The organism is Cupriavidus malaysiensis (genome assembly GCF_001854325.1).
Taxonomy (GTDB): domain Bacteria; phylum Pseudomonadota; class Gammaproteobacteria; order Burkholderiales; family Burkholderiaceae; genus Cupriavidus; species Cupriavidus malaysiensis.
The window spans coordinates 2,772,505-2,793,205 of the sequence record NZ_CP017754.1 but is presented as its reverse complement, the minus strand read 5'-3'; the positions used below and the strand labels follow the sequence as shown (position 1 = coordinate 2,793,205).

Genomic DNA, 20,701 nt, shown 5'->3' with positions numbered 1-20,701 from the left:
TTGCTGCAAGGCGGTACGTTGAGTTTCGAGTTTCGAGTTCAAGCGACCAAGGAGACACGCATGACGACTGAAGCGAAGTGCCCGTTTCTTCATCCCGCAGGTGCCGGCCGATCTCTGCAGGAGTGGTGGCCGGAGCGGCTCAATCTGCATATCCTTCGTCAGAATTCCCCGCAGTCGGATCCGATGGGCAAGGATTTCAACTATGCGAAGGAATTCAACAGCCTGGATCTTGCGGCCGTGAAGAAGGATCTGGAGGCGCTGATGACCGACTCGCAGCCCTGGTGGCCCGCGGACTTCGGTCACTATGGTCCGCTGTTCATCCGCATGGCATGGCATGCCGCAGGTACGTACCGCATCGGCGACGGGCGCGGTGGCGTCGGGACCGCCCAGCAGCGCTTCGCACCCACCAATAGCTGGCCGGACAACGTCAGCCTCGACAAGGCGCGCAGGCTGATCTGGCCGATCAAGCAAAAGTACGGTCGGAAGCTCTCGTGGGGCGACCTCATCGTCCTGACCGGCAACGTCGCGCTGGAGTCGATGGGGTTCAAGACCTTCGGGTTCGGCGGTGGACGGGAGGACGTCTACGAGCCGGACGAATCCGTCTACTGGGGCAACGAAACCCAGTGGCTGGCCGACAAGCGCTACAGCGGCAAGCGGGATCTCGAAAATCCGCTGGCCGCGGTGCAGATGGGCTTGATCTACGTGAATCCGGAAGGCCCGAACGGCAACCCGGACCCGCTTGCGGCAGCCATCGACATCCGCGAGACGTTCCGCCGCATGGCGATGAACGACGAAGAAACCGTTGCGCTGATCGCCGGTGGCCACGCCTTCGGCAAGACGCATGGCGCCGGTCCGGCTTCTCACGTGGGACCCGAGCCCGAAGCTGCCGGCCTGGAAGAACAGGGTCTCGGCTGGCGCAGCAGCTTCGGCACGGGCAAGGGCGGTGACACCATCACCAGCGGGCTGGAAGTCATCTGGACCACCACGCCGACGAAGTGGAGCAACGACTACTTCAAGCACCTGTTCGAATATGAATGGGAACTGACGAAGAGCCCGGCCGGCGCGAATCAATGGAAGCCGAAGGGCGACGCGGGCGCCGGCACCGTGCCCGACCCTGCCGATCCGTCGAAGCGCCGTTCGCCGTCCATGCTGACGACCGACCTCTCGCTGCGCTTCGACCCGGTCTACGAAAAGATCTCGCGGCGCTTCTACGAGCATCCGGAGCAACTGGCCGATGCATTTGCCCGGGCGTGGTTCAAGCTGACCCACCGCGACATGGGGCCGCGCGCACGCTATCTCGGTCCGGAAGTCCCGAAAGAAGAGCTTCTCTGGCAGGACCCGATCCCGCCGGTCGACCATCCGCTGATCGATGCGCAGGATGTGGCGGCGCTCAAGGCCACGGTGCTGGCATCCGGGTTGACCATCCCGCAACTCGTATCGACAGCGTGGGCATCGGCCTCGACATTCCGCGGATCGGACAAGCGTGGCGGGGCCAATGGCGCCCGCATCCGCCTTGCCCCGCAGAAGGACTGGGACGCCAACCAGCCTGCCGAGCTGGCAAAGGTCCTGGCCACGCTGGAGGGCATCCAGGGCGAGTTCAACAAGGCACAGTCGGGCGGCAAGAAAGTCTCGCTGGCCGACCTCATCGTGCTGGCCGGGTGCGCGGGAGTCGAGCAGGCGGCGAAGCAGGCCGGCCACCCTGTCACGGTGCCCTTCTCGCCGGGACGCATGGACGCCTCGCAGCAGCAGACCGACCTCGATGCCATGGCCGTGCTCGAACCGGTCGCGGACGGCTTCCGCAACTACCTGCAGGGCAAGTTCTCGATCCCGTCCGAGGCGCTGCTGGTCGACAAGGCGCAACTGCTGACGCTGACGGTTCCGGAGATGACCGTGCTGGTGGGCGGCATGCGGGTGCTGGACGTCAACTTCGGCAAGTCCCAGCATGGCGTTCTCACCAAGCGCCCAGGCATGCTGACCAACGACTTCTTCGTGAACCTGCTCGACATGGGCACGGAATGGCAGCCGCTGTCGGATGAAAAGGACGTGTTCGAAGGACGCGACCGCAAGTCAGGCGCGCCGAAATGGACCGGCACGCGGGTCGATCTGGTCTTCGGTTCCAACTCTGAATTGCGGGCAGTCTGCGAAGTCTATGGCGGGGCGGACGCACAGGAGAAGTTCGTCCAGGACTTCGTGGCAGCCTGGAACAAGGTGATGAACCTGGACCGCTTCGACTTGAGGTGACACCGGTGGCAAGACGGCGGTAGCGATGGGGCCGGCCGGGAGGCAGGCCCCGGCTTTCCGGAGGCCCGCCGTCTCGCAAGACGTCGGTTTCGCGCGCCGGAGCAATGCTGCACCAGGGCAATCCGGCAGGCGATGCCCCTGGATAGGACGTCATCGTCGAAGCCATAGAAGGGGGGGCACGCGCCAGCCGATACCCCTGCGCCGCCGGATGTATCGGACCGAGTGCCGGCGCCGGCCGAGCGAGTGAGCCTCGGGTCCGATCCCGAGCCTCATGCCCTCAGAGCTCGTGGGTCTTGTCCGCGAGCAGGTATTTTTCGATCCGCGAATCCGGAAAGAACCATACGCCAGCCATCACGGTCAGGATGGAGAACGAGGCTGCGCTGCTGAAAAAGCTGGCCGCGATCGCCACGGCGTAGATCGGGATGGAGAGCTTCCCCTTGAGGTCGCTGCCGATGGCCTGCCGGAGTTCCGAGTGTTCGCCGCCGGATCTCAGGATCAGCCTCGTGAGCAAGGAGTAGGAGACGGAACACATGAACAGGACGAAGGCATACATCGCTGTCGGCGTCTGCGCGAAGTCGGACTTCCAGGTCCAGGTGGTGGTGAACGGCACCATGGTCAGCCAGAACAGCAGGTTCAGGTTCGCCCACATGATCCTGCCGTTGATGCCGCGCGCGACCTTGAACAGGTGATGATGGTTGTTCCAATAGATGCCGACGTAGATAAAGCTCAGTACGTAGCCAAAGAAGTTATAGGCGTTGCCGAGGATGTCCTTCAGTGCGAATCCTTCCGGCACCTGCAGCTGGAACAGCATCAGTGTCAGGCTGACGGCAATGACGCCATCGCTGAAGGATTCCACCCGGTTCTTGCTGATGCTCATGACGTCATCCACTCATTTGAATTCGTTGCGAAAGGCCAGCCGCGCCAGGTAGGCGATGGGAAGCATAAAGGGAAAGACGCTCCAGAAGCCGATCGTCACATAGAGGGTCGCGCCAAGGAAAGCGCCGCTCACGAAGCCGAGCACGACACTGGCGCTCTTGAGAAGATCCTGGAAACCGGCGCGTGTCCTGGCACGCAGGAAATTCGACAGGTCGATGCCCAGTTGCGTGGTGTTCCCGGTCATCATGGTGCTGGGGCTGATGTGCTTGATCAGGGTCTTGCTGGCGGTATTGCGCACGGCAAGCGCGACGAGGCCGAGGCCCCCGGTCAGGGCGAGGTCCACGCCATCCGGGTTGTCGAACGGTGCGAGCGACAGGCCGGCGACCATGAAGCCCAGCAGGAAGACGGCTTCCGCAACGAACAGCCAGCCCAGGGTCCGGTGGGTCTGCCGGTTGCGGTCAATCAGCATCTTGCTGATGACGACCGTGGCGATAAAGAGCGGGATGGCGCCCAGCTTGATCCATAAGCCGGCCCCGCCTTTGACGAAGGCCGCTCCCGCGAGCACCAGGTTTCCGGTGACGTGCGCGGTGAAGAAGCCCACCAGCGCGATAAAGCCGATCGTGTCGATGGCGCCGCCCACGATGGTAAGGAGAATCGGCGCCCGGCACAGTTCCCAGAGGCTGGGCTCCTGGCTCGCTGCTGTTGGGCTGGATGCGTTGACGTTCGCGCTCATGGTTGAGATCCCTCCGGTAAATGGGCGCTGCGGCCCGCGTAAGCGCCCGATCCCGGGCGCTTGGCCGATGCGGCAATGCCGAGGGGTGGCAGACACCCGCCGGCAGCATGGCCGTCGATTGCTTGTCGTGCAGGGACATGTCCGCGGGGAAGGGGGTTCCCGCGGACGGCGCGATCAGACGAGCAGCGTGGTGGCAACGATCGCTGCCGCCGCCACGCTGGAGGCGCTGATGGCCAGCCAGCATCCCAGGGGGAGGGCGATGCTGGCCACGCTTCGACCTGGAATCATGGTGTGTGCTCCGAGGGATGACTGGCGGCGGGCGGGCATCAGCGCTCGATCACCGGCGCGTGCACGGGAGCCAGCGATTCGTGCACGGTTGCCGTGCGTTGCGCGGCCTTGTGGACCATCGTGTAAGCATAGTCGATGCCCATGCCATAGGCGCCCGAGTGCTCCTTGGCCACGGCCATCACCCCGTCGTAGGTTTCGCGGTTCTTCCAGTCGCGCTGCCATTCCAGCATGACCTGTTGCCAGGTCACGGGCACCACGCCGGCCTGCACCATGCGCTGCATGGCGTAGTCATGCGCTTCCTTGCTCGTGCCGCCCGAAGCGTCGGCCACCATATAGATCTCGTAGTCGCCTTCCAGCATCGCGCACAGCGCAAAGGTGGTGTTGCAGACCTCGGTCCACAGGCCGGCCACGACAACCTTCTTGCGGCCATTGGCGGCCAGCGCGTCGCGCACCTTCTGGTCGTCCCAGGAGTTCATCGAGGTACGCTCCAGCGTCTGCTTGCCGGGGAAGACATCGAGCAGTTCCGGATAGGTATAGCCCGAGAAGGATTCGCTCTCGACCGTGGTGATGGTGGTCGGCACGTCGAAGATCTTCGCCGCCTTGGCCAGGCCCACGACATTGTTCTTCATGGTCTGGCGGTCCATCGACTGCACGCCGAAGGCCATCTGCGGCTGGTGGTCGATGATGATGAACTGGCTGTTGTGCGGGGTCAGGACTTCAAGTTTCGCGTTCGACATGGGGGCTCTCCGATGGTTTCTTGATTCAATGAATTTGAGTGCTTGGACAGCGGCGCTGCTTTCGCTTCGTTGCGCCGTTGCGCTGTCCATGGGCAGAACTATAGCTAGGCGAAGTGCTCTGTCAGGCAGTCGCGATTGTCATTGTCATTCAAAAAATTTGATATACGGGGGCTGGGGCTGGGGCTGGGGCTTAGCTGGGGCTGGGCGGATCCGAGCGAGGTCCGATCGCACGATCGTCACGATCCCGGGCCTCGCGCTCGGGGGGAGGCAGGAGCCCCGGACGCCCGGCGGCCGCGGCGCCTGAGCGGCCGCCCCCGGCTTACACTTGAGCACCGTCAAGCCGACCCCGGCCATGCGAACATGCTCGATATCCTGCGCAAGACCACCGATGTCCTTTTTGATTCGAACCGGCGCTTCCGGCAGGCCAGGCTGTTCCACGCGACGCGCGTTGCGCTCGCCTTGCTGGTGTCGATTGCGTTGACCACCGGCATTCGGATCCCGCATGGAGAATGGGCCACCATCACGGTACTGGTGGTGATCGGCGGGATCCAGCATCACGGCAATATCCGGCGCCGCGCCGCCGAGCGCGGGGTCGGCACCTTGATCGGCGCGGTGGTCGGGCTGGCGTTGATCGTGCAGCAGTCCTATTTCGGCGCGCCGATGCTGACCTATCTGCTGATGGCCGTGATCTGCGGCTATTGCGCCTACCACGCGATCGGCAAGGGCGGCTATATTGCGCTGCTGGCGGCGATCACCGTGGTCATCACCGCCGGGCATGGCAACCAGAACGTCTATGACGCCCTCTGGCGCACGGTGGACGTGTTCATCGGTACGGCGATCGCGCTGGTGTTCTCCTTCGCGTTGCCGGCCTATGCCTCGTACTCGTGGCGCGTCAGGCTTGCCGCGCTGCTGCGGGCCAGCGCCGCCGTCCATGTGAAGATGCGGCACGGCTTCGCCGACGCGGCGGAACAGCGCGCGGCGATGCTGGACCTGGGGGCGAAGCTCATTCCCCTGCGCGGGCTGATTCCCTCGGTCGCCAAGGAGACCGGCGTGCCGGCCGCCGAGTTCGAGGAGATCCAGCATGCTGCGCGTGTGTGCGTCAGCGCGCTGGAACTGATGGCCGCGATCGAGCAGGAGAGCGGGCCGGGCGATGGCGATGACCCCGGCATCGCTTCCGCGTTGCTGGCATTGGCCGATGCCCTCGAGACCGGCCGGGCACCGGCGCCCGCTGTGTCCCCAGCGCAGCCGGCCGTCGTACCGGCTCCCGAGACGGGGCCGCTGGCGTTCATGGCGTCGCAGCTGGCCGCCGAGATCGGCCGCCTGCGGGCGCGGCTTGACCGGATGAGCGAGAAGTCCGGCTTTCCCTATGCTGCGCGCTAGCGCGCAGCCGCAGGCGCTGCCGCCTTGCCGGCACACTCGCGCAGAAAGCCGCGCACCAAGCTGAACAGACTGTCTTCGAACGCCGGGCTGGCAAGCCATTGCTCGTCATACGTCAGCGCGCTGCCGATGGCACCCATGATCGAGCGGGTCAGCACGAAGGCCTGGATGGGGGAGAGCGCCACGACCCGCCCGTCGACGTCGCGGATGCCGGCCGAGCTCAGGAAGGTCGACACATGCCCGGGCGTGACCAGCGGATTACCGCCGCGCGCGATGGCTTGTTCGAGCACGAAGCGGCGCGCCCGGTGCCGTCCGCCGAAGGCGCCGAGCAAGGTGCGCACGACCTGCCGCAGCCGCTGGTCCGGCGACTGTCCATCCGGCTCGCTCAAGACCGCCAGCAGTTCCGCCGTCAGGCGATCGCTTTCGCGCTGCGCCAGTTCCTCCAGTACCTGCCGCTTGTTGGGGAAATACTGGTAGAGCGTGCCGATGCTGATGCCGGCCACCTCGGCAATCCGGTTGGTGGTCAGCGCGTCCGGCCCCTCCTGGTCGAGAATCTGCAGCGTCGCCTCCAAGATGAGTTCGACCTTCTCGCGCGAGCGCGCCTGGCGTGGCTGGCGTCGGGCAAGTGACTGATCTGTATGCGGTTTTTCCTTTGCTGGCGAGGCCATGGAACGCGAGTGGCAGGATGTGAGCAATGCTCATATTATCGGCGCAAGCCGATATACATGAGGAGGAGACCCATGTCGTCCAGCCAACGACGCCCCACCGTGGCCAAGCACCTGCTGGCCTTCGCTGCCGCATGCCTGTGCACCAACCTTGCCGCCGCGGCCGCGCAGGACTGGAGCCCGGCGCCTGCCGCGCCGTCGCAGGAAGCCACGCTGCACCAGGCCTTCGACTATGCCTTTCCGCTGGTCGCGATGGGGCGCCTGCGCGCCCGCATGCTGGGTGCGGATGCCAGGCCTGGCGCGTCGCAACTGAACACCTGGCTGCACCAGCACAAGCTGTCCGGCCCGGATGACCGCTGGGTGACCACGCCCAACAACGACACGGCGTACTCCACGCTGTGGCTGGACCTGCGGCAAGGGCCGGTGGCGCTGTCGGTGCCGGACATGGCCGGCCGCTACTACTCGCTGGCCTTCCTCGACATGGCGACCAACAATTTCGAGCTGCTCGGCCGGCGCGCCAACGGCACGCGCGGCGGCACCTTCGTCGTGGTCGGGCCGGACACCACGCAGCCGCTGCCGCCCAATGCGCAGGTGATCCGCGCGCCGGCCAACGACGTGCTCGTGCTGGCGCGCATTCTCGTCAACGGCGACGCCGACATGCCCGCCGTGACGGCTCTGCAAGACCAGTTCAAGGTGCAGCCACTGGGCGCCGGCAAGACGCCGCCCCTGTGGCAGGCTGCGCCTCCGGTGGAGCAGAGCCCGCAGGCCTTCGTCGACATGGCCAACCTGATGCTGGCGCGCAACCCCGCGCCCCGCTATGAAGACGCGCTGATCCAGCGCCTGGCATCGGTCGGCATCTGCGGCGCGGCCTGCCGTTGGGATGCCTTGTCGCCGGAGGTCAAGGCGCTGTGGGCGCAGCAACTGCCGGCCATGCTGGCCTCGCTCAAGGGTGGACTGTCTGCCACCGGGGCCACCGGGGCCACCGGGGCCAAGAGCGAGGGCTGGTCCTATTCGAAGGACAACCTCGGCGATTTCGGCACCGACTATGCGTACCGCGCGCAAGTCGCCCTGGGCGGGCTGCTGGCGCTCAAGACTGTCGAAGCCATGTATCCCGTCAGCTTCGTCGATCAACAGCAGCGCAAGCTCTCCGGCGCCCACCGCTATCGCCTGCGCCTGCCGGCGGGCGCGCTGCCGGTCAACGGGTTCTGGTCACTGTCGATGTACGAGGTGGAGCCGGACGGCAAGCTGTTCTTCACGCCCAACCCGATCGGACGCTACGCCATCGGCGACCGCACCGCCGGCCTCAAGGCCGGCCCGGATGGCGCCATCGACATCGTGATGCAGCGCGACGCGCCGGCCGATCCGGCCCAGCGCGCCAACTGGCTGCCGACCCCGGCCGGCGACTTCGCCCTGGTACTGCGCGCCTACGAGCCCAAGGCCGAACTGCGCAACGGCCGCGTGCGCGTGCCCGCCGTCGAGCGGCTGGACTGAGCGCGGCGTCTCCCTGGGCGGCCAGGCGGAGGAAATCGGCGCTGACCGCCAGGAATGCAATGGTCGGGCACGCTCCGGCTTCATGCCTTATAGGCGACGGCCTCGATTTCTACCTTGCTCCCGACCATATTCCTGGTCTGCAGAGTCGAGCGCGATGGCTTGTGGAGAGGAAAGAATTCGCCGTAGACGCGATTGAATTCAGCGAAGTCATGGGCGTCTTCGAGCCAGACGGTCACCTTGACAACATCCTCGAGCGCGCAACCCGCCAGCGCGAGCACCTGTGCGACGTTCTCCAAGGTCTGGCGGGCATGCGCCTCGATCCCCCCGGGGATGATGTGCCCGTCTCCGTCCCTGGCGACCTGGCCGGACACGAACACAAAGCCGCCTGCCTTCGTCGCCAGTGAGCGCGGCAAGCCACACGTAGCCGGGTTGATCTCTGCAAAGGACTCGATCGCCATTTTCGCCACCCTCGGGAAGAGAACTCATGGGCCCGTGCCAGCGATGAAGATCGCGCAGGGCCCTTCACGGAAAACCATCGGCTTCCTGCTCTTCTACGCCTGCCACGGCCGGCCGTCCAGCGACTTGGTCCGCGGTCTCGCGCGCTCGCCTTCACGTGCAGGGCGACGGACGGCCATGCAGGCGTTGCATGCTGAGGCTGCGAACAATTCATTTGAGCTTTAGAGTGCCCGTCGCTACTGTATGGCCTACCAATCCACTGCGTGACCCGGGTCCGGCCCGGGCGGGCGCCGGGCAGGCGCCGGTTCGCCGCGGGCCGCGCGGCATTTTGCAACAAGGCGTTCGCGTCACGTTCACCTGATGGCGTTCCGTTTGAAAGCGTTAAATCCGGCCGCCGTTCCAAACATGCTGCGCCACGGCGAATGTCCTATTGCGGTGCGGCATTGTCAGTTTGGCGCGCGCCATGGCCCCGCGCCACCACTGCGTGATCAACCCGCCGTAACAAAATCCGCTCGCCTTCCCGTCGGCACGGCGGCACACTGCGATCCAACGGCGCCGCGTCGTGCTACGGAACAGGCTTTCCGCCTCGTACGCCCCGCCTCGTCGCGCCGCGCTTCTACAACACTCGGGAAAACAACATGAAACGCTCACTGATCGCCCTTGCATTCGCCGGCGTCGGCTTCTCGCTGTCCGGCCTCGCCCATGCCGTGGACGTCAACGTGAACATCGGCGTGCCCGCGCCGGTCGTCGTCGCGCCGGCGCCGGTCATGGTCGCACCCGCGCCGGTCATGGTCGCCCCCGCGCCCGCCATCGTCATCGGCTGGCACGGCGACCGCTACTGGGACGGCCACCGCTACTGGCAGCGCCGCGAGTGGGAAGACGAGCAGCGACACCGTGGGCATGGCGGCTACCACTGCCCACCGGGACACGCGAAGAAGGGCGAGTGCTGAGCAACCAAGGCACTGACCGCCTCACGGCTTGATCGCGGCATGGACGCCCGAGACGCTTCGCCGCTCGGGCGGCCTTCCCGTTCCTTGCCGCCCCCCATCTACCGATAACAATCAGCGAGGAGACCATGAAATTCGATGAAGTGATTCAGCAACGCCGCAGCATCCGAGGTTACCTGGACAAGCCGGTTCCGAAAGAACTGGTGCGGGAGATCCTGGCGCTGGCCATGCGCGCCCCCACGTCATACAACACCCAGCCTTGGAACTTCTACGTGGTGGCCGGCAACGCCCTGGACCGCATCCGCGAAGGCAATGTGGAGCGCAACCTTGCCGGCGTACCGGATTCACGCGAATTCCGCATCGGGCCGGCCTATGACAGTACCCACCGTGAGCGTCAGATCGGCGTCGCCAAGCAACTGTTTGCCGCCATGGGCATCGCCCGCGACGACCAGCAAGGGCGGCGCGAATGGGTGCTGCGCGGCTTTCGCCAGTTCGACGCGCCGGTGTCCATCATCGTGACCTATGACCGCTCCATCCATGGCAGCGACGTCGCCCCGTTCGACTGCGGCGGCGTCGTCAACGCCATCGTCAACGTTGCCTGGTCGCGCGGGCTGGGCTGCGTCATCAACAGCCAGGGCATCATGCAGTCCCCGGTGGTTCGCGCGGAAGCGGCGATTCCGGACGATCAGGTGATCCAGACCTGCATTGCCATGGGGTGGCCGGACGAGACGTTTCCCGCCAATGCGGTGGTCTCGCATAGAAAGTCCGTGGAGGAAGCCGCCACGTTCATCGGGTTTGATGACTGACGAATGATCAGGCGCGGCCAGCAGCAGCCGTCGTCATGAGCAACAGGCATAGTCGAGGAGGGTGGGGCGGCAACGCTCCAATCGAACGCGTCGAGAATATCCTCGGCGTGTGCGTCTGTTTCCACCTTCTTCTCAATGACAGGTAGACACTGCTGGCCGCGCTCATAGCCTGACGTTGCTCCCCTCGGCCACGATTTCCTGGGTTGTATATCTGACCAACCCGCTGATCTGCTCAATGCGTGCCTTGGTGAAATCGATCTTGCGCACGATGCCTGTCCCGTTGAGTGTCAGCGAGCCGATCGTGCTTTCGGAGAAGTCCGCGGTCTGTGCGTCGACCTTCTCAATTGCCACGTTGTGGGCATTGATTGAGCGCAGTTTGATTTCTGGCACTTGGCACTCGCGGAGGACAATCTGCGAGACAATGGATGCTTCTCGGGGCAACCTTTCTCGTACCCCCGCACCGCTGAGTGCAATGGCGGTCTTATCCGACCGGCATCTCACGCGCTCCAGCACGATAGCGTTTGCACACATGCGCCCGGCATCCATGACGGTACGGGACCAGTCGTGAAGCCCATCTCCGGTAAGAACCACGTCGGACATCGTGAAGCTTCCCGCATCGATCCCATTGGCGGCGATCCCGTTGGCGGTGACGTTCTCAAAGCGGACAGCGCCGGTGGCTTTTGCAGACGATATATCGAGCAAGGAAAACTCACTGTTCCTCACCGTGAGCGACTTCCACGTTCCTTGTGCCATATCGGTTTTCCCGGTGCACTTCACATTGTTCATGACTACAGTTGCTCTGCGCCATTCTTTGGTGGGCGCGTCATACGTGCCGCAGTCGAGTTCTACTCGATCGAACTTGCAGCCCGTGTAAAGAACTGTTCCGACTCCGAATACGTTCGTAAAGCGCCCAGTACATTTCTCAAACGTTATATCCCCACCGAATGATCCAACTGCACCATAGTGATTGGGATCTTCTTGGGTTCCACCGAAATCGCACTCGACAAAACGAACCCGCTGACTACTATCACCACCCATGAGGTGGACTTCTCCGAGCGTATCGCAATGCACAAAAAGCACGTTATCCCAGCCGTAGGCCTGGAAGTTCGATCCCGGGAACTGGCATCGCTCGAAGACGCAATTCCTAAGCAGCTTCAGCCGTGTCATTCCGTAGAAGATGCAATTGTAGAAATGCACGTTCTCCCAGGTGGCTTCATAGAACGCTTCGAGCGTGATGAAGTCCGCCCCGCTGATCTTGAGCGGCTGATCGCCCAGCGTCGTTCTACGAAGCTCGGGGTCGGTGAGCATGGCAAATTCATGCGGCATCCGGTCAATATTCTTGGCTGTCATACGTTTGCATCCTGTCGGCATCAGACTGGTAAGGGCTAGCAATTGCAGAAGGCGGCGGCGAGATTTCATTACACGCGAACCTTGATGACGTCTTCAGGTTTGGGATAACGTCCTTTTCCATAGGTGCGCGCGAGCCACTTCCAATCCGGCACCTCCCCCTTCTCCCCCAGCCGCCGGGCAATCAGCCCATGCTGATAGTCAACGGGAAACACCCAGGAACTCGCCACATCGAACATGCCCTTGAGCTTCTCCGCGCCCTTGGGCCAGGTCGGCTCCTTCAGTAAAGCCTCGCGCTGTATGGCAGGTAGACCCCGCTCGCTTGCCCTCACAGCCTGACGTTGCTCCCCTCGGTCGCGATTTCCTGGGTTGTATATCTGACCAACCCGCTGATCTGCTCAATGCGTGCCTTGGTGAAATCGATCTTGCGCACGATGCCTGTCCCGTTGAGTGTCAGCGAGCCGATCGTGCTTTCGGAGAAGTCCGCGGTCTGTGCGTCGACCTTCTCAATTGCCACGTTGTGGGCATTGATTGAGCGCAGTTTGATTTCTGGCACTTGGCACTCGCGGAGGACAATCTGCGAGACAATGGATGCTTCTCGGGGCAACCTTTCTCGTACCCCCGCACCGCTGAGTGCAATGGCGGTCTTATCCGACCGGCATCTCACGCGCTCCAGCACGATAGCGTTTGCACACATGCGCCCGGCATCCATGACGGTACGGGACCAGTCGTGAAGCCCATCTCCGGTAAGAACCACGTCGGACATCGTGAAGCTCTCCGCATCGATCCCATTGGCGGCGATCCCGTTGGCGGTGACGTTCTCGAATCGAACGGCACCGGTCGCTTGAAGCTGGGCTATGTCGAGCAGCGCAAAGGCGCTGTTGCGGACGGTGAGGGACGTAACGTTATCTCCCAGCCGTAGTCTTCCATCGCTCTTGACGTTGTCGAGAGTAATGGTGGCTCGGTAGGTAGTGTTGTTCTTGTAGTCAAAGTCTCCGCACCGCATATCGATGCTTTCAAATCTACAATCCACATAAGCGACGACATCTCTGCCGAATACATCTGTGAACTTACCAGTGCATTTCTCGAAAGATATCTGACCAGACCAAGTCCCTACTGCTTCCCAGTGATTGGGATCTTCCTTGGTCCCTCCGAAATTGCATTCGACAAAGCGGACCTTCGTGCTCTTACGTCCCCCCATGAGATTGGCCTCGCCGAGCGTGTCGCATCGCACGAACAGCACGTTATCCCAGCCATAGCCCTGGAAGTTCGATCCCGGGAACTGGCATCGCTCGAAGACACAATTCTTGAGCAGGCTCAGCCGGGTCATCCCGTAGAAGATGCAGTCGTAGAAGTGCACGTTTTCCCAGGTGGCTTCATAGAACGCTTCGAGCGTGACGAAGTTTGCCCCGCTGATCTTGAGCGCTTGGTTGCCCAGCGTCCTTCTACGAAGCTCGGGGTCGGTGAGCATGGCAAATTCATGCGGCATCCGGTCGATGTTCTTGGCGGTCATGCGTTTGCATCCAGAGAGAGTCAGTCCAGCGGCGGCGAGCGATCGAAGAAATTGGCGGCGCAAGATCATTTGCTATCCACTCCAATGATCTTCTTTCTCAACGGATATCGCTTGGTATGTTTGTGTGTGTCATGAAGCCAATCCCAATCCGGCACCTCCCCCTGTTCCCCCAGCCGCCGGGCAATCAGCCCATGCTGATAGTCAACGGGAAACACCCAGGAACTCGCCACATCGAACATGCCCTTGAGCTTCTCCGCGCCCTTGGGCCAGGTCGGCTCCTTCAGTAAAGCCTCGCGCTGTATGGCAGGTAGACCCCGCTCGCTTGCCCTCACAGCCTGACGTTACTCCCCTCGGTCACGATTTCCTGGGTTGTATATCGAACCAGCCCGCTGATCTGCTCAATGCGTGCCTTGGTGAAATCGATCCTGCGCACGATGCCTGTCCCGTTGAGTGTCAGCGAGCCGATCGTGCTTTCGGAGAAGTCCGCGGTCTGTGCCTCCACGTTCTCCAACGATAGCGCCAGCGCGTTCAGTGACCAGAACCGGATCTTTGGTACGACACTACCGCGCAAGGTGAGTTGATGAATCGCGGTAAGCGCCTTGTCCTGAACCTTTCGGCGAATGCCGCCTGCGCTCAAATCAATCAGTGCGCTATCCTGCCGACACCGTATATTGTCCAGCAGGACCGTGTCCGCTCGCATGCCACGCGCATCCAGCACGGTGCCTGGCTCGCTGTATAGCTCGACATTGCCGTTCAACATGATGTTCAACATCGTGAAGCTTCCCGCATCGATCCCATTGGCGGCGATCCCGTTGGCGGTGACGTTCTCGAATCGAACGGCACCGGTCGCTTGAAGCTGGGCCATGTCGAGCAGCGCAAAGGCACTGTTGCGGACGGTGAGCGAGGATACGCGCCGGCCTAGCCGCAGCCTCCCATCGCTTTTGACATTGTTGAGCAGCATCCTGCCCGGGTACGTGGTGCCGGTCTTGTGGTCATAGTCTCCGCCGCTCAAATCAATGCTACCGAATCGACAGTCCTTGTATGAGACCGCATCTCTACCAAATACGCTCGTGAACTTGCCGGTGCAGTTTTCGAATGAAATATCACCCGCCCACGTGCCCACCGCACCCCAGTGATTGGGATCCTCATTGGTTCCGCCGAAATCGCATTCGACGAAGCGGACTGTCTTGCTCTCGTCTCCCCCCATAAGGTTGACCTCGCCGAGCGTATCGCACCGCACGAACAGCACGTTATCCCAGCCGTAGCCCTGGAAGTTCGATCCCGGGAACTGGCATCGCTCGAAGACACAATTCTTGAGCAGGCTCAGCCGGGTCATCCCGTAGAAGATGCAGTCGTAGAAGTGCACATTTTCCCAGGTGGCTTCATAGAACGCTTCGAGTGTGGCGAAGTCAGCCCCGCTGATCTTGAGCGCTTGGTCGCCCAGCGTCTTTCTACGAAGCTCGGGGTCGGTCAGCATCGCAAATTCATGCGGCATCCGGTCGATGTTCTTGGCGGTCATGCGTTTGCATCCAGTGAGAGTCAGTCCAGCGGCGGCGAGCGATCGAAGAAAATGGCGGCGCGAGATCATTCTCGATTCACCTTTGTTGTTTTCCCCTTCGCCGGGTAGCGACTTGGATTGAGAGTCAGACTCAGCCAATCCCAATCCGGCACCTCTCCCTGTTCCCCCAGCCGCCGGGCAATCAGCCCATGCTGATAGTCAACGGGAAACACCCAGGAACTCGCCACATCGAACATGCCCTTGAGCTTCTCCGCGCCCTTGGGCCAGGTCGGCTCCTTCAGTAAGACCTCGCAGAACATGCGGCACGTCGAGGGGTTGAAGCGCACCAGCAGCGGTTGAAGAGGGGCGGCCATGACATAGCTACCCGGACGGGGCTGTGCTCGCCAGTCCGTTGCTGGCTTGAGCAGGGCATCAACTTTGCTCCAGTCGCCTCCTTCACCGGTTGGGCTGGCTGTGAAGACCCAGAATCTCACCTTGTCGATACATTGCAGCGCATCGGTCAGCGGGCCAACCTGCATGGTCCAGGAGGTGGGCGGCAGCGGGCCGTTGGCGGGTGGCACCCACACCAGCGGCGTCTCCACCTTGTCGACGTGCAGATAATCGAGCGCCACCGCCAGGCGCGGCTTGCCGTTGCCCGCCTCGGTCCTGACCTGGCGGATGGGCGTGGCGTCGGCTTCGTTGAGCAGCGTGCCGGACGGTGCCGTCAGCAACCATTGCTTCAGTTCGCCGTTCAGGTTCTGCGTGCCAAGCGGGCCACCCGACGAACTCACGATCAGCTTGGTGGGGCCGCCGTGCTTGTTGGTACTCTGCGTGGCGGACAGTCCGGGGTCGAAGGCGCTGCGCACCTGAACCAGCTTTCCACCATGTTGCAGTCCCACCGTGTACACCCCGGCGCGATGGGAGTGCCCGCTCAGGTGATAGTCCACCTTGTCATGGTTGGGCTGGTCATGACCCGCCACGCAGGTGTGGAAATACCAGTCGACATTGCGCTCGCAGGTTCCCATATTATTCAGGTTCCAGCCCCCGGCGTTGTCCTCGAAGCGCATCGTCTTCAGAGCATTGGGGCTCTGCTGGGGTTCGATCTGGCGGCCTTGCTTTGAGAGTTCAATCGCGCCGTCATAGTTGACGATGGTGAAGTGCGAGAACACGGTCAGGCTGGCGCCGATGTCGCGCTTGCGGCGGCGCCCGCCTTGCAGCAGGAATTTCTGTTCTTCTGAGAGGGATTGCGTTGCCCGGGGGAGGATACCGAGCCCCTGTTTGTCGGCTCGACTGGGCAGATGTTCAGCTACCCAGCGGATCTTGTCGTCAACCTCGGGGAGCTTGTCGATGCCTCCCAGGGGATTGAGATAGTTTTCGCCACTGCCCCAGTCCAGGCCGAGCAGCGTCTGTCTTGGCCCGTAATCCAGGCGCCAGTCCGAGAGGGGCGTGATGAGGGTGAAGAACCAATCGAAGTTCGCGGGCGTAAAGTTCTTTGCCGTGAGGACCTGCGCATAGGTGGGGCCATACGCCAGGCAGATTTCGTAGAGGGTGAGGTTGTGGTCCGCCGCGATCCCGGCGTTCGCCTTGGCCTCGGCCCAATCGCTGGCGCGATCGAAGTCCTGGTAGATTTCGGCGGCTTTGTCCGCCGCCTTGCTGCTGCCGTGCTTGCCCAACTCACGGCCGGCGAGACCACCGAGAGGTCCGCCGAGGATCCCGCCGAGGATCCCGGCCCCGGCGCTGGCCACTTTGCCGAGATCCTCGATCTTGGCGGGGTCGATCGCTCGCGGCCCGTGCGTGCCCTTGAGCGCCCCGACTTGCTCCAGCGCGCCGGCCGTCGCGACCCACGGGTTGGTGCGTGGCGATACTCCGTACGGCACCGCGTAGGCCTCATGGTTGCCGGTCGTCAGGAACACCGGCAGCTTCAGGTCCCGATAGGCATGGCGCAGCAGCGAATAGAGCAGCATGTCATCCGCGCCGCGCTGGTAGAGTTTCCCATTGCGGATCTGGTTGAGGACGTTGAAGGCGTTCCACTGCTCGGCAATGGTACTGCCAGTTTCCGCCGGCACAATGTTGCGGTTGAAGTCGATCAGATCGCCGGTGATCACCAGGGCGTCGGCGCGGCCTGCCTTGCCGAACTGTTCGATCAGATCACGCAGCGCCAGGAAACTATTGCACAGATGGGAAGCGCGTGGAGTCGGAGGCGTCCCCGGCACTGGCGTGCCATCGGTAGTTTCGATCAGGCACGCCGGAGACTTCTGCAGGGCCAGGTGGCGAACGTTGACGTGGACATCCGACAGGTGTCCGAGCTTCAAGGTAGCGATCGGCTTCTGGATGACCGGATGCCACGCCGTCAGGCGGTGTACGGTATCGGCCTTCAGCGGCGGCAAAGCGAATGCCGTGGCCTTGTCCACATCGTATTCGTAGAAGCGCGGCACGTGGTTCTGACCATTCTGTTGCTCGGATTTCGCCTGCGCGTCGAGGAAATCCAGAATCACCTGATCCTGGTACTCCCAGGCCTGTACGCCCTTGACCTCCGGACGTTGCGCATACCTGGACGGCACCGGGACCATCCACGCGAAGGTATGCATGAGGGTGAGGTCGGGCTTGTCGGGCAACGTCGCGAGATCGATGTCAATCTCGTAGACATGCGTCATGTCCTTGTACAGCCTGACTGTCTCCGGGCGGATGATGGCCACCGGCTCGCCACGGTGATCGACCATCAGCCCGCCATGAAACCGTCCGACCTGCCAGACGTTGACCACCTCCATGGCGCGAGAGGCGGCCTTGCCGTCCCGAAACAGCATGGTGTCCTTGGGCTCGGCCGCAGTCCCTTTGCCCTGGATCGGGTACAGGCGCAGATGGCGGTCCACGAAGACGGGGCCGTACTTGGCCTTGATGATCTTGCGGCCGTAGTACTCAACGGGCTGCACGGGCTTGCCCACGCCGAAGTACTGCTCTGCCATGGCCTCAGCCGCGATAAAGAGGCTGCACCGGGTCTGCTTGGGCGGCAGGACCAAGGGCGTACCCAGACTGGGACTGAGGATGATGGCACGGATAGGCGCTTTTTCCTCGCAGTCCACACACCCTTCGAGCTTCCGCTCATGCGTGACACTGGTGCGGGCGATGCGCACCCTCTCGGCGGCGGTGAATTCCGGAGGACTCATATTGGGCAATGGTCGTTAGCCGGGTATCGGCGATGCACGGGCGCATCGTCATGACGTACCAGCCAGCGATGCGGAGTAGCCCGAAAAGGCTACTCCGCAAGCAACCCGATTCCTATCGGACGATTCCTGAATTTGTCTGCCTTTGGCAGAAATTCCTCCTCTCCACCGCGATCCAAGGCGTTGGGTCCAGCTTGCGCGAAGTCCGCCCCCCATAAACCTCTAGGATCCTGCCTGTGAATAACTTGTGAATGGAGCGGCTCCTTGAATCCCCGGACACAGTCATCCACTTGAACTGACGGGGAGGCATACGACCGGGTGCCGGCTTTACCCTGTACCGTTACCGATGGTCTTGGAGTTCAGGCGATGAAACGAATCCTGAAGGCAGTGAGCTATGTGCTCGTACCCATCCTGCTTCTTTTGGTGTTGGGGCGGGATGTATTACAGATCCACGGTCCGCGAATGCGAACGTGAAGTCGAGGGGCTACATTGGCGAACACTGCTATATGGCCTTTAGGGATGTGCTGCGAAATCGGCCAGGCGACACCGTACTGGATGTGCTGGATCGGCCCCTTTGGCTCAGAATCCCGGCAAGCGCCGCATCTCGTGCTACGATCCGCGCAAATGAAAAAGCCCATCTACTACACCTGCCAGAACCAATCGTGCGGAACCCGCTGGGAGTCCACCGAAGTGGTCGTCGTCAACGAGGGCCAGGGCCCGCTGTTCCGCTGCCCGATCTGCGGCGCGCGCAATGCGCTGGCCGCGCGCGAAGAAGACGGCGTGACCGTCTATCGTCAGCGTCGGACGACCGGTTCCTGAGGCAGCTCTCGGACCGCGCTTAGATCGCCGTCCGCAATGCTCTGGGCGACAGTCCGTAATGCTTGCGAAAGCGCGCGGCAAAGCGCGATGCCGAGGCATAGCCGCTGGCTGCGGCGATCTCCCCGATGGGGCGCGCGGTGGTCTGCAGCCATTGCAAGGCCATTCCCAGCCTGACGTTTTCCAGGAGCTTGCTGAAGCTGCTGGCCTCGTTTGCCAGTTGCCTGCGCAAGGTCGAGGCCCCGAGGTTCAGTCGTTCGGCGACGCAAGCCACTGCGCAGTCCCGCGCCGGATTGCCCATGAGGATGTGCTGTACGCGTTCGCACAATGGATCGCGCCGGTCCAGCAGCAGCGGTGCAGCCCAGCCGCCGAGGGCCAGTGCCAATAGCACGGCTTCGCCATAGTGGCTGCGCAGGGCATCCGGCGCATCGCTGGCAATGCACTCCAGCAGGTTGTCCCAGGCCAAGGCGGTGTGCCGGTCCAGCGGAACGCACAGGTCCGAGGTGTGTCCGGGCCAGTTGCCGATCTGCTCGCGGTAGCGCAGGCTGAACGCCTGCAATGCCTGGGCAGGAAAGCTCACGACATCGGCGACGTAATGACCCTGCGCGCCCGGATAGTTGCGAATGCCCAACTGACGTCCCGCCGGCAGCAGGGAAACGCTCGACTGGCTGCAGGGGAGGGTTGTCATGCCTCCAGCTGTTCCCGGTGCCCGCGAAAGACGGCTTTTCTACTTCACCGGGGTCAGGATCGGTGCGCCCTTGTTCTTGATCAGGAACACGACGAATCTTGCCGGCTGCGTGGAACTGGCATTGCGCCCGACCGTATGGATGTCGTCAGGGCCCTCGTGGAACGTATCGCCAGCCTTGAGCGCTACCTCCTTGCCGCCCTTGACGCCCATGACGATGCTTCCATCGAGCACATAGACGAAGGCGTGCGCGTCATGGCGATGCACCGCGTCGACCGCGCCAGGCGGATAGTCGACCACGATCATCTGGACTTCCTTGCCCGGATACTCAGGCAACGGCTCCGAACGCAGCGATGTCACGCTCGCCTGCGGCGCGGCCATGGCCGGCCGCACGGCCATCGGGCACAAACACATCAGGGTGGCAACGAAGGAAACGATCCGCTTCATGGCATCACTCCAGGCCGGCCTTGTCGAGCCCGAACGCCTTGTCGGACGAGCCGGGCACCATGCGGAAGGCCACGTTCAGCCGGTTCCAGCTGTTGATCGCGCCCACCAGGAAGGTGAGATCCGACAGCTCCTTCTCGGAGTACTCGGCACGCACGCTGTCGTAGACGTCGTCCGGCACGCCGTGGGCGGGAATACGGGTCAGCACCTCGGTCCATGCCAGCGCGGCGCGTTCACGGGGCGTGAACAGCGTCGACTCGCGCCAGATCGCCACGTGATGCAGGCGCAGTTCGCGCTCGCCGTGGATCCTCGCCATCTTGACGTGCATGTCGACGCAGAACGCGCAACCATTCAGCTGCGACGCGCGAAGCTCGACGAGTTCGCGGATGTGGGTCTCGATCGTCGTCTTCTGGAGCAGCGTGCCAAGCTCCACGAGCTTCTTCGACAGCTCGGGCGATTGCTGAAAATAGTTAAGGCGTGGCGTCATGATGTTCTCCTGGCAGAGGGCAGGGGTTGGGTCTGGCGGCATATCGTGGCGATGTCCCGCTGAACGAAAGGAGGGGTGAAACGAGCGGTGAAACGATGGGCTTCGCAGGGCAGCAAGCCGCAATCGAGCCGCA

Annotated in this window: 19 protein-coding genes; 6 read left to right on the top strand and 13 right to left on the bottom strand. The window is 62.9% G+C overall.

Features of this window, described 5'->3' with window-relative positions; all coding sequences use genetic code 11:
* Positions 1–60 precede the first annotated feature (60 nt).
* Positions 61–2,241 (top strand): catalase/peroxidase HPI, encoded by a 2,181-nt coding sequence (katG, locus tag BKK80_RS12290; RefSeq protein ID WP_071069627.1) that lies wholly within the window; start codon positions 61–63, stop codon positions 2,239–2,241.
* 277 nt (positions 2,242–2,518) lie between these two features.
* Here katG and BKK80_RS12285 read toward each other — a convergent pair whose 3' ends face one another.
* The 3 genes from BKK80_RS12285 to BKK80_RS12275 form a co-directional block, all read right to left on the bottom strand.
* Positions 2,519–3,118 (bottom strand): TMEM175 family protein, encoded by a 600-nt coding sequence (locus tag BKK80_RS12285; protein WP_071013100.1) that lies wholly within the window; start codon positions 3,116–3,118, stop codon positions 2,519–2,521.
* Positions 3,119–3,130: 12 nt separating this feature from the next.
* On the bottom strand, positions 3,131–3,850 hold the full coding sequence (locus BKK80_RS12280) for a YoaK family protein (RefSeq protein WP_071036694.1): 720 nt from the start codon (positions 3,848–3,850) through the stop codon (positions 3,131–3,133).
* Between the two features lie 326 nt (positions 3,851–4,176).
* Positions 4,177–4,875: a hydrolase gene (locus BKK80_RS12275; RefSeq protein WP_071069625.1), complete on the bottom strand. Its 699-nt coding sequence runs from the start codon at positions 4,873–4,875 to the stop codon at positions 4,177–4,179.
* 360 nt (positions 4,876–5,235) lie between these two features.
* Here BKK80_RS12275 and BKK80_RS12270 point away from each other — a divergent pair, with 360 nt between their 5' ends.
* Positions 5,236–6,255 carry an FUSC family protein gene (locus BKK80_RS12270; RefSeq protein WP_071069623.1) on the top strand — a complete coding sequence of 340 codons (1,020 nt, stop codon included), beginning with the start codon at positions 5,236–5,238 and terminating at the stop codon, positions 6,253–6,255.
* Here BKK80_RS12270 and BKK80_RS12265 read toward each other — a convergent pair.
* Complete coding sequence (locus BKK80_RS12265; RefSeq protein ID WP_157903211.1) at positions 6,252–6,824, bottom strand: TetR/AcrR family transcriptional regulator; 573 nt, start codon at positions 6,822–6,824, stop codon at positions 6,252–6,254. The two genes, BKK80_RS12270 and BKK80_RS12265, sit on opposite strands and share 4 nt — an antisense overlap.
* Positions 6,825–6,992: 168 nt before the next feature.
* Between BKK80_RS12265 and BKK80_RS12260 the strand changes: the two genes are divergently transcribed.
* Entirely contained in the window at positions 6,993–8,408 is a 1,416-nt protein-coding gene (locus BKK80_RS12260; protein ID WP_071069621.1) for a DUF1254 domain-containing protein, read from the top strand.
* Between the two features lie 80 nt (positions 8,409–8,488).
* On the opposite strand, the gene BKK80_RS12255 is transcribed toward BKK80_RS12260, so the two are convergent.
* Complete coding sequence (locus tag BKK80_RS12255; RefSeq protein ID WP_071013082.1) at positions 8,489–8,866, bottom strand: RidA family protein; 378 nt, start codon at positions 8,864–8,866, stop codon at positions 8,489–8,491.
* A gap of 636 nt (positions 8,867–9,502) precedes the next feature.
* Here BKK80_RS12255 and BKK80_RS12250 point away from each other — a divergent pair.
* Together BKK80_RS12250 and BKK80_RS12245 are read left to right on the top strand one after the other, a co-directional pair.
* A complete protein-coding gene (locus tag BKK80_RS12250; protein ID WP_071069618.1) occupies positions 9,503–9,814 on the top strand; it encodes a hypothetical protein in 312 nt (103 codons plus the stop codon).
* Between the two features lie 125 nt (positions 9,815–9,939).
* Positions 9,940–10,617 (top strand): nitroreductase, encoded by a 678-nt coding sequence (locus tag BKK80_RS12245; RefSeq protein ID WP_071069616.1) that lies wholly within the window; start codon positions 9,940–9,942, stop codon positions 10,615–10,617.
* Between the two features lie 162 nt (positions 10,618–10,779).
* On the opposite strand, the gene BKK80_RS12240 is transcribed toward BKK80_RS12245, so the two are convergent.
* From BKK80_RS12240 to BKK80_RS12215, 5 genes are all read right to left on the bottom strand, one after another.
* Entirely contained in the window at positions 10,780–11,967 is a 1,188-nt protein-coding gene (locus BKK80_RS12240) for a hypothetical protein (RefSeq protein ID WP_071069614.1), read from the bottom strand.
* Between the two features lie 68 nt (positions 11,968–12,035).
* Positions 12,036–12,296, bottom strand: a complete 261-nt coding sequence (locus BKK80_RS12235; protein ID WP_071069612.1) for a hypothetical protein — start codon at positions 12,294–12,296, stop codon at positions 12,036–12,038.
* Positions 12,293–13,477, bottom strand: a complete 1,185-nt coding sequence (locus BKK80_RS12230; protein WP_071069610.1) for a hypothetical protein — start codon at positions 13,475–13,477, stop codon at positions 12,293–12,295. Before BKK80_RS12230 ends, BKK80_RS12235 begins: the two co-directional genes overlap by 4 nt.
* Before the next feature lie 328 nt (positions 13,478–13,805).
* The gene (locus tag BKK80_RS12220) at positions 13,806–14,996 is read right to left on the bottom strand and encodes a hypothetical protein (RefSeq protein ID WP_071069608.1); all 1,191 of its coding nucleotides are present in this window, start codon (positions 14,994–14,996) and stop codon (positions 13,806–13,808) included.
* A gap of 65 nt (positions 14,997–15,061) precedes the next feature.
* The gene (locus tag BKK80_RS12215) at positions 15,062–18,139 is read right to left on the bottom strand and encodes a metallophosphoesterase (protein WP_084545568.1); all 3,078 of its coding nucleotides are present in this window, start codon (positions 18,137–18,139) and stop codon (positions 15,062–15,064) included.
* Positions 18,140–18,760: 621 nt separating this feature from the next.
* Here BKK80_RS12215 and BKK80_RS12210 point away from each other — a divergent pair.
* Positions 18,761–18,955, top strand: a complete 195-nt coding sequence (locus tag BKK80_RS12210) for a hypothetical protein (RefSeq protein WP_071013074.1) — start codon at positions 18,761–18,763, stop codon at positions 18,953–18,955.
* Between the two features lie 19 nt (positions 18,956–18,974).
* Here BKK80_RS12210 and BKK80_RS12205 read toward each other — a convergent pair whose 3' ends face one another.
* The 3 genes from BKK80_RS12205 to BKK80_RS12195 are packed head-to-tail and all read right to left on the bottom strand — an operon-like array spanning position 18,975 to position 20,568.
* Complete coding sequence (locus tag BKK80_RS12205) at positions 18,975–19,640, bottom strand: helix-turn-helix transcriptional regulator (protein ID WP_071069606.1); 666 nt, start codon at positions 19,638–19,640, stop codon at positions 18,975–18,977.
* 39 nt (positions 19,641–19,679) lie between these two features.
* Complete coding sequence (locus BKK80_RS12200; RefSeq protein WP_071069604.1) at positions 19,680–20,084, bottom strand: cupin domain-containing protein; 405 nt, start codon at positions 20,082–20,084, stop codon at positions 19,680–19,682.
* Positions 20,085–20,088: 4 nt separating this feature from the next.
* On the bottom strand, positions 20,089–20,568 hold the full coding sequence (locus tag BKK80_RS12195) for a carboxymuconolactone decarboxylase family protein (protein ID WP_071013064.1): 480 nt from the start codon (positions 20,566–20,568) through the stop codon (positions 20,089–20,091).
* Between the last annotated feature and the right edge of the window lie 133 nt (positions 20,569–20,701).